The sequence below is a fragment of the Streptomyces iranensis genome, assembly GCF_017874715.1.
GTDB lineage: Bacteria > Actinomycetota > Actinomycetes > Streptomycetales > Streptomycetaceae > Streptomyces > Streptomyces iranensis.
Window position 1 is genome coordinate 1 of record NZ_JAGGLR010000059.1, and the last position, 9241, is coordinate 9241.

Sequence of the window (9241 nt, forward strand, 5' to 3'; positions counted from 1 at the left end):
TGCCCATCAGGGCTGAACGCCAGCGACGTCACAACGTAGTTTCGTCCGGTGAGGGTGGCTCGGGTCTTGCCGGTGGCCACATCCCACACCCGCACTGTCCCGTCGTCGCTGCCGGTGGCCAGTGTGTGCCCATCAGGGCTGAACGCCAGCGACGTCACAACGTAGTTTCGTCCGGTGAGGGTGGCTCGGGTCTTGCCGGTGGCCACATCCCACACCCGCACCATCCCTTCACGGTCGCCGACGGCCACTGAGCGTCCATCAGGACTGAACGCCAGCGACTTCACACCGTGGGTATGTCCGGAGGGACCGGTGAGGGTGGCTCGGGTCTTGCCGGTGGCCACATCCCACACCCGCACCGTCCTGTCCTCGCTGGTGATGTGGTGAGATTGACTGCGACCAGCGCTGGCGACAGTACGCCCGTCAGGGCTGATGGCCACTGCGCTGTGGTTGTGCCTGGGGAGAGAGGCGAGGGTCTTGCCAGTGGCTACCTCCCACACCCGCACCACGTTTTTGAGACTAAGGCTGACACCCGTGCGCCCATCAGCACTCAACACCTTCCTCAGCACGTCTCCGGTGGGTCGGATCATGCGTGTCTTGCCGGTGGCCACATCCCACACCCTCACCGCCTTGTCGTCACTGGTGGTCACGGTGCGTCCGTCAGGGCTGAAGGCCACCGACTCCACGTAGGAGCTGTGTCCGGTGAGGGTGGTGCGGGTCTTGCCGGTGGCCGCATCCCGCAGGCGTACCGTCCCGCTGCGGTCACCGCTGGCCAGGGTGCGTCCATCCGGGCTGAACGCCACCGGCCCCACGCTGCCGGTGTGTCCGGTGAGGGTGGCGCGGGGCTTACCGGTGGCCACATCCCACAGGCGTACCGTCCCGCTGCGGTCACCGGTGGCCAGTGTGCGCCCATCCGGGCTGAACGCCACCGGCTCCACGCCGCTGGTGTGTCCGGTGAGGGTGGCGCGCGGCTTACCGGCGGCCACATCCCACACCCGCACCCTCGCATCATCGTCACTGCTGGCCAGTGTGCGCCCATCCGGGCTGAACGCCACTGACTCCACACTGCCGGTGTGTCCGGTGAGGGTGGTGCGGGTCTTGCCGGTGGCCGCATCCCACACCCGCACGGTCCCGTCCTCGGCGCTGGCGACTGTGCGCCCATCCGGGCTGAACACCACCGGCCCCACGCTGCTGGTGTGTTCGGTGAAGGTGGTGCGGGTCTTGCCGGTGGCCGCATCCCACACCCGCACGGTCTCGTCCAAGCTGCCGGTGGCCAGGGTGCGCCCATCCGGGCTGAACGCCACCGACATCACGCTGTCGGTGTGTTCGGTGAAGGTGGTGCGGGTCTTGCCGGCGGCCACATCCCATACCCGCACGGTCTCGTCGTAGCTGCGGGTGGCCAGGGTGCGCCCATCGGGGCTGAGCGCCACCGACAGCACATCTTGGGCGGGCCCGGTGAAGGTGGCGCGGAGCTTGCCGGAAACCACATCCCATACCCGTACCGTCCCATCCTCGCCCCCACTGGCCACTGTGCGCCCATCGGGGCTGATGGTCACTGACGCCACACCGCGGGTTTGTCCGGTGAAGGTGGCTCGTGTCCTGCCGGTGGCCACATCCCGCACCCGCACCCTCGCGTGATCGTCGGCGCTCACGAGAGCGCGTCCATCCGGGCTGAACGCCAGCGATTTCACGGTGCCGGTGTGCCCGGCGAGTCGGAGCTTGAGAGGGAGGGCGGCCGCAGCGTAGATGCTGGCGGTGGCTTCCTTCGTCGGATGAGTCTGGTAGGCCTGTACTGCCAGCAGGGAGGCCAGGTCGGGGTTGGTCTTCAGTAACGTGGTCGACTGGGAGGCCAACTCCCGGGACTGGGCCTGGTGCTGTGCGGTGACGGCTTCTTGCCGTTGCCAGAGGGCAGCTCCGGTGGCGATCAGGGCGAGGACGAGCATGCTGGCCAGGACGGTGTTGATGCGTCGGGTTCTGCGAGCTGCGGCCTGCTGGTGCTGTTGGCTGGCGCTGAGAAACATCTCGACATCGGCCGGCAGCGGGCGTTGACGAGCCCACTCGGCGCCTTCTGCCAGGGCCGTTCCGGACAGCAGGTCATCGGGCCGACCACTGTCATCATGGCGTGCTGCTTGCTCGGCCGCGCGATGGAGCCAGACCTGGAATCGTCGGTCCTGAGCTACCCAGGTGCGCAGATCGCTCCAGTCGCGGATGAGGGCATCGTGGATGAGTTCCGCTGCCGGTTCACCCGCGGCTCCGCCAGGCTGAGGCGTACTGCCCGTGGTGATGATGCGGTGGCGGGTCAGAGCAGCCAGCACATCGTCGAACACCGCATCTGCTTGTGCTGTCTCGGCTGCGGGAGCACGGGCCAGGTCCCGCAGCCGGTCGAGCAGGACCTGTTGGCGTGTCGCCGGGATGGCGTGTGCTTCGTCCGCGGGCCGTACCAGCGCAGTGAGTATGCGACGAGCGGTGGGACGCTGATCGACGGGCAGCTGGTCGAGGGCGGTGTTGCACCACGTCGCGAGGCCGCCGATGACCCCGCCGATGCGCTGGTATGCCTGGTGTGTGAGCCAACCATCGGTGCGGCGCTCCCACATCTGGCTGAGTGCCAGTTCCAAGGGAGGCAGCAGCGTGACGGGCGCTTGCTGGTCGGGAGCGGCGGCCAAGACGTCGGTGATGATGCGTTCCGGCAGACCGTCCTCTATTCGTGCGCCTGCTCTGAGGACCGGCTCAGTAATGATCGCCTGCAGCTCCGGAACGCTCAAGGTCGCGGGCACGTTGACTATCCCTAGTCCGGCAGCCGCCAGCAGTTTCGGGGCCAGGGCGGCCAGCCTTGAGTAGAAGTCATCGCGCATGACCAGCATGACCGTGACGGAAAGCGTCCTGTCGCACAGCGCCAGGAACTGCTCCGTCGCTGCTGCGCACCGGTCTCCCGGCGAGCTGTGCGCCTCGGGGGACTGCTGGGTGAGAAGTTCCTCGAACTGGTCGAGGATCACCAGCAGGCGGTCGTGGTCCGGCTCGCGGGACAAGCGGCGTTCCGCAGCGGCGCAGAGGCCGTCGGCTTCAGCACCGGGCAATCCAGCCCGCTGCAGCTCTGCGTCGATATCCGTGCCTGGACGAGCGACAAGAGGCAGCCAGCGGTCGCTGCCGGGCAGCCGTCCTGCGGCCAGGGCCGGCAGGACACCGGCCTGCACCAGAGAGGACTTCCCGGCGCCCGAGGGCCCCAGCACCAACAGCAGCCGCTGCTGGCCACCCAGCGCGGCCAGCACACTCTCCACGGCGGCGTCCCGGCCGTGGAACCACTCGGCTTGCTCCTCGGTGAAGGGTTCCAGCCCCTGATAGGGACGCACCTGGCTCTCGTTGAGTTGCGGCCGGGCTCGCCGGAGCACCTCCATGGGGGTGCAATAGGCAATGCCCAGCCCCTTGAGGTGACTATCGGGGGACGTGATCGAGGTGACCATGCCGATCACCAGACCGGTCACCTCATCCACGACCGGCCCGCCGCTGAACCCGGTGGTCAGATCGTTGGCCCCCGTCAACTGCAGCAGCGGACCCACACCGCCGCCGCCCTGCAGGAGGTTGCCGACAGTTCCATAACCGAAGTGACCGCCCTGAGGAGCCTGAGAGGGAAACCCGAAGGAGGCCACCCGATGACCTCTGCCCCCTGCACTCGACCCCAAAGGCAGCTCACGGGCACCTGCTGGGATGCTCTCCAGCCGAACGAAGGCGACATCTTCCCCTTCCGGCGCCCGCCATTGCTCAGCAACGACAGACCCCGACACGCGCGATGCCTCTGGCAACTGGGGGAAGCCGACCTCGACCTTGCTCTCCGGCCCGTGCCCGGCAGCGGCCACCACATGTGCACAGGTAACGAGGATCCCCTCCCCGACCAGAAACCCCGCACCGGCCACACCGCCGTCATCGCCGAAAATCTGCGCGACAGCAGTGGAAAACGCGCTCCCGCGGGGGCCGCTACTGGCACGCCCCTCGCTCCCATTGCCCGCATCTAACGGGGGCCTCTCCGAGTCCTTCATCCCCCGAGCCTCACTGCGCGCCGTCTGCGGCCTCGCCGTTCTTCCACAGCAGGCGAACCCTCAGATGGACGGCAACGTCGCCCTTGGCGATCACGGCCCCAGCCTTCGCGGAAACGTTGACCCCGAACTCCACCTCAACCTCATCCGGGCCGGCCTGCCGCAACTCCTGCAGCACCGTACGGGCCGTCTCCCGTACCGGAGCCAACGACTCCCGCAAGGATCGCGGCAACTCTTGAATCGCGTCCGTGACTCGCCCGGCCTTCACTGGCCCGCCGAACTCCGGCGCGGCTTCGAACAGAATCGCGCCGCCCCCCTCAAGCGGAACACGTGCCAAGCTGTCCATCAATTCCCCCTTCGAAAACATCAGTTTGCATCGCAGACGCAGGACTGGACAACCAGTCGTCGTTCGTCGCGCGGACCGTTGCGGTTTTAGGCCACTGTGAGGATCCGGTGCTGACCGTGGGCGGCCAGCGGGCGGGCGTCGTGGATGCTGGTGACCCAGGTGACGGCGGCGTACCGGCCGGGGGAAAGGGGAGGGGTGAGGAGCGCGCCCCGGCCCGGGGAGAGAGGCGGGGTGCCCAGCCAGCGGGTGATGTCGAAGGGCGGCACGGGCAGGGTGCGGTCGAAGAACGCTTGGATGTCGTCCTCGGTGACCGCGTCGTCGGTGATGGGGTAGAGAACCAGCTCGTCGACCTGGTCCCGCATGCGATTGACGTAGTGGAGCGGGTGACCGGGCTTGAGTCGCCCGCGCAGCTCGAACCGGGGCCCCACACCGGGGACTTCTCGGGCTGTGACCACGGCGCTGGGCGGACCGCTCGGCGTCTGCTCGGGCCGCTGGTGGACCGTAAGCGTGCGGACGTACTCCTGGCCCGGCGCGGGGTTGCGGCCCCGGCCCCCCTCGAAGTCCAGGAACTCCAGGATCAGATAGCGGCCGGGTTCCAGCTCGACGGTGAAGCCGGTTTCCGTGCCGATATGGGTGAAGCCGCCGCCGTACAGCTCGGCGGCGGCCATCAGGGCCTTGGCCGCCTCGACGTTCTCCGCGCCCTCGGTGGCGAAGACGCGCCGCAGCCGGGTACCGAATTCCGCCTTGCTCACGCCACGCCGAAGCCGGGCGAGGCCAACGGCGCCGGTCAGCCTGCTGGTGGTGCGTAATCGGAAGGAGACGGCTCCCGCGCCGGCTGTCGAGGGAGCCGAAAAGCCATCCTCTCCGGTGACGATGTCCAGCGGCGGAGTGTGTGGGCCGCGGGCTGCGCGTGCTTGTGCCGCGCGGCCCATGAATGCCGCCGTACCCAGTGCAGTCAGGCCCACGAGGGCGCCGCGTCTACTGAACCCAGCCATAGATTGTCCTCTTTGAGTATGTTTTGCTGTCGCTGTGTTGCCAGGCGTCTTCCGGGGCGGCAGCGGGCGGAAGACGAGGTCGACGCCGGTGACCTTCACCTGGCCCGCCCGCGTACGCTGACGGGCGTGCGCGGGTGGTGGCCATCTTGGTGAGGTGGTATCGGGCTCAGCAGCCCTTCACCTTGTTGACCTTGGTGGGGTAGGTGCACCACAGTTGCCGCGTGCCGCCTTTGCTGATCTTCCGGCGCCGCTCGGTTGTTCAGTTCTTCGCGGGCGCGGTGATGCCCGCGTACTTCGTAGTGTTGCCCTTGTAGGCCAAGGCGCCGAAGTTGATTGTCCGGTTCTCTTTCATCTGCTTGGAGGATCCGCAGACTGTCCAGCCCGCGGCCTTGCCCTTGTGATCCCTGCAGTCAAAGACGGTTTGTGTGTTGCCGCTGTACATGGCGCGCATTCTGATGTGCATTCCGCCGGTCCTGGACCCAGAACTTGTCGCCCTTCGGCTGGAAACACGCGTTGCCGAGGGTCGGCGTACCGCCGCGCCCGCGCACGAAGGTGCAGCCCAGCTTCCCTGCTGGGCTTACCGGCGACGTTCTTGGCCTTCTTGCTATGCCAGCGCGCTTGAATGCGAGCGTCTCCAGCGTGCCGCACCGTGGCCGGGGAAGCGGAGGCGGTGGCTGCAACGGTGCCGTGGTTGTTGGCCAGAGCAGGGGTCCCGGCGCCACCCAGCATGCCTACAGCTAGCGCGCATGCGGCAAGGACTCGCTTGGAACGGGTCATTGCGACTCCTTCGAACTGTGGGTGGGAATGTCCGGGCTGCGGGTCGTCACGCCCCCCGTCGTAACGAACCGCAGCCCGGACATCACCGAGTTCACTCCCCCCGGAGTTGTTTGGCAGCCCGTCTGAGCTGGTCTGATCAATCCGGCCGTGCTCGGCCCTTCGTGGTCGGCGTCATTGCCGTGGCCGTGAGGCGATCTTTAGGGTGCTTGGAGGGGCAGGTGGGCTGTGCCGGGGAGGGGCGGGGCGAGTGGGGCGTCCGGAGAAGCCGATCGATCCGCAGGACGGGCCCGTCGCGCGGTTCGCCTACGAGTTACGCAAGCTCCGCGACGAGGCAAGTGCTCCCGGCTATCGGAGCATGGCTCGTCGTGCGCGATATTCGGCTGCGACGTTGTCGCAAGCCGCGGGAGGCGAGCGGCTGCCGACCCTGCCGGTCGCCCTGGCCTACGTGCAGGCCTGCAACGGAGACGCGGACGAGTGGCGGCACCGGTGGGAGCAGGCGAACGCGGAGACCACGGCGGTGCCGCGCCCGCCCGAGGAGGACGACGAGCCCCCGTATCGGGGGCTGGAGCGCTTCGAGCCGGGTGATGCGGAGCTGTTCTTCGGCCGCGAGGAGACCACCGCACAGCTGGAGGAGATGGCTCGCCGGCATCGGCTGAGCGTGGTGGTGGGAGCCTCGGGCAGCGGCAAGTCCTCCCTGCTGCGCGCCGGCCTCATCCCGCAGCTCCGCCGTCCCGAACAGGACCCGGACGAGAGGCCGGCCGCGGTACTGGTCCTCACCCCCGGCGCCCAGCCGATGGACCGTCTCGATCTGCTGACACCGGCCAAGGGCCGGGGAGATACCTGGGTACTGGTGGACCAGTTCGAAGAGGTGTTCACCCTCTGCACCTCTCCCGACGACCGTGCGGCCTTCCTGGAGCGCTTACTGGCTGCCCGAGAGCCAGGAAGCCGGTTACGGGTGGTGCTCGCGCTGCGAGCCGACTTCTTCGTCCGGTGCACCGAGAACCACGCTCTGGCAGCCGCGATCAACGACGCCACCCTCCTGGTCGGCCCGATGGCCACCGCGCAGCTCCGTGCGGCCATCGTGCGCCCGGCACAGGCGCGCGGGCTGAACGTGGAACGCGACCTGACCGCCCGCCTCCTCCAAGAGGTCACGGACGAACCCGGCGCGCTGCCGCTGATGTCCCACGCACTGCTGGAGACCTGGCGCCGACGACGCGGCCACATCCTCACCCAGGACGCTTACCAGGCAGCCGGCGGCCTACACGGCGCCATCGCCCGCACCGCCGAGGACGCCTACCACCAGCTCACCCCCTCCCAGACCACCCTCGCCCGACGCATCCTGCTACGCCTGATCGCCCCCGGCGACGGCACCGAGGACACCCACCGCCCCACCCCCCGTGCCGAATTCGCGGCCGCCGACCCGGGCATTACAGCCGACACCGACGCCGTCCTGGATCGGCTGGCCCGCGCTCGCCTGCTCACCGTCGACGAGGGCACTGTCTTCCTCGCCCACGAGAAGCTGATTACTGCCTGGCCCCGCCTGCAGGGCTGGATCAACGAAGAGCGCGACCGCATCCGCCTGCACCGCCAGCTCACTCATGACGCCCTCGCCTGGCGCGATCTCGAACACGACGCGGGGGCCCTCTACCGCGGTTCGCGCCTGGTTCAGGCCGATGAAGCCTTCACCGACCACTCGCCGGAGGTGCTCAACCCGCTGGAAGCCGCTTTCCTCGACACCTCGGTCGCCGCCGGACGCCGTCACGAGCGTCGTACCCGCCGCACGTTGATCACCCTCTCCACCCTCCTGTGTCTCGCCCTCCTCGCCGCATTGGTGGCCTACCAGCAGCGCAACGACGCCGAGCAACAGCGACGACTGGCTGTCTCCCGCGAACTTGCCGCCCGCGCAGGCCAGCTGAGCGAACAACACCCCGAGGCGGCCATGGTCATCGCACTGCGGGGATACCGGCAGGCGTCCACTACGGATGCGCGCAGCAGTCTGCTCAGCTCCTACGCCCGCTTTTACGCCAACCAGTTCACCGGGCACACCAAGACAGTGGAAGGGATGGCCTTTGCACCAAACGGCCGCACCCTGGCCACAGCGAGCATGGACCACAGCGTGAAGCTGTGGGATACAGAGTCCCACCATCTTCTGGCGACCTTGACCGGCCACACCGACATCGTCAACGCGGTGGCGTTCTCTCCCGATGGCCGCACTCTGGCCACCGCGAGCAACGACCGTAGCGTGAAGCTGTGGGACACCCGCTCCCACCGTCTTCTGGCGACCTTGACCGGCCACACGAACACGGTCGAAGGAGTTGCGTTCTCGCCGGACGGCCGCACCCTGGCCAGCGCGAGCAGCGATCGCACGGTGAGACTGTGGGATGCACGCACGCACCGGCAACGCGCTCTCCTGACCGGACACACCGATTCGGTGATGGGCCTGGCGTTCTCGCCCAACGGGCGCATGCTGGCCAGCGCGGGCGGCGGGCGCACGACCCGCCTATGGGATGTGTCCTCCCACAAGACCCTCGGTGTCTTGGCTGGCCGTACCGGCGCCGTCAACGCGGTGGCGTTCTCTCCCGATGGCCGCACTCTGGCCACCGCGAGCAACGACCGTAGCGTGAAGCTGTGGGACACCCGCTCCCACCGTCTTCTGGCGACCTTGACCGGCCACACGAACGCGGTCGAAGGAGTTGCGTTCTCGCCGGATGGCCGCACCCTGGCCACCGCAAGCATGGACGGCACCGTCCGTCTGTGGCGCCCGCAGACGCGCGAGCCCTTGGCCACGCTGAATGAAAAGCCGCCCGTCATGGCAGTGGCGTTCTCCCCCGACGGACGTACCCTTGCCTCCACAGGCAAAGAGTCCACCGCCCGCCTGTGGAACGTGGCCTCACGCCGACCGGTCGCCACATTGAGCGGACGCTCCGGCGCCATGACATCACAGGCGACCTTCGTGGACCGCCACGCCTTCCTCAGAGTCGACTACGACGTCTCGGCGACCAGCTGGTCCACGGCGAGGCCGCGCACCCGCCCGGCACCCATCCGCGCCCCGAAGCCCTTCGTCACATTTGTGGCCAGCAGCGACAGCACGGCTGTCG

The 9241-nt window shown here is 68.2% G+C and carries 5 protein-coding genes; 1 reads left to right on the forward strand and 4 read right to left on the reverse strand.

Annotated elements, in window-relative coordinates; all coding sequences use genetic code 11:
- From J2Z30_RS49060 to J2Z30_RS49075, 4 genes are all read right to left on the reverse strand, one after another.
- Positions 1-4028: nSTAND1 domain-containing NTPase (locus J2Z30_RS49060; RefSeq protein WP_209469194.1), on the reverse strand; the 4028-nt coding region annotated here is incomplete at its 3' end.
- Between the two features lie 10 nt (positions 4029-4038).
- On the reverse strand, positions 4039-4371 hold the full coding sequence (locus J2Z30_RS49065; protein ID WP_044581714.1) for a CU044_2847 family protein: 333 nt from the start codon (positions 4369-4371) through the stop codon (positions 4039-4041).
- Positions 4372-4457: 86 nt separating this feature from the next.
- Complete coding sequence (locus J2Z30_RS49070) at positions 4458-5123, reverse strand: hypothetical protein (RefSeq protein ID WP_044572956.1); 666 nt, start codon at positions 5121-5123, stop codon at positions 4458-4460.
- 502 nt (positions 5124-5625) lie between these two features.
- Positions 5626-5808, reverse strand: a complete 183-nt coding sequence (locus J2Z30_RS49075) for a hypothetical protein (protein WP_209469195.1) — start codon at positions 5806-5808, stop codon at positions 5626-5628.
- Between the two features lie 582 nt (positions 5809-6390).
- Here J2Z30_RS49075 and J2Z30_RS51595 point away from each other — a divergent pair.
- A partial coding sequence (locus J2Z30_RS51595) for a WD40 repeat domain-containing protein (protein WP_209469196.1) occupies positions 6391-9241 on the forward strand: 2851 nt, incomplete at its 3' end.

Bases quoted from the DNA above. Each gene is read 5' to 3' on its own strand.
- J2Z30_RS49065 (WP_044581714.1), bottom strand. From the start codon at position 4,371: ATGGACAGCTTGGCACGTGTTCCGCTTGAGGGGGGCGGCGCGATTCTG.
- J2Z30_RS49075 (WP_209469195.1), bottom strand. From the start codon at position 5,808: ATGTACAGCGGCAACACACAAACCGTCTTTGACTGCAGGGATCACAAG.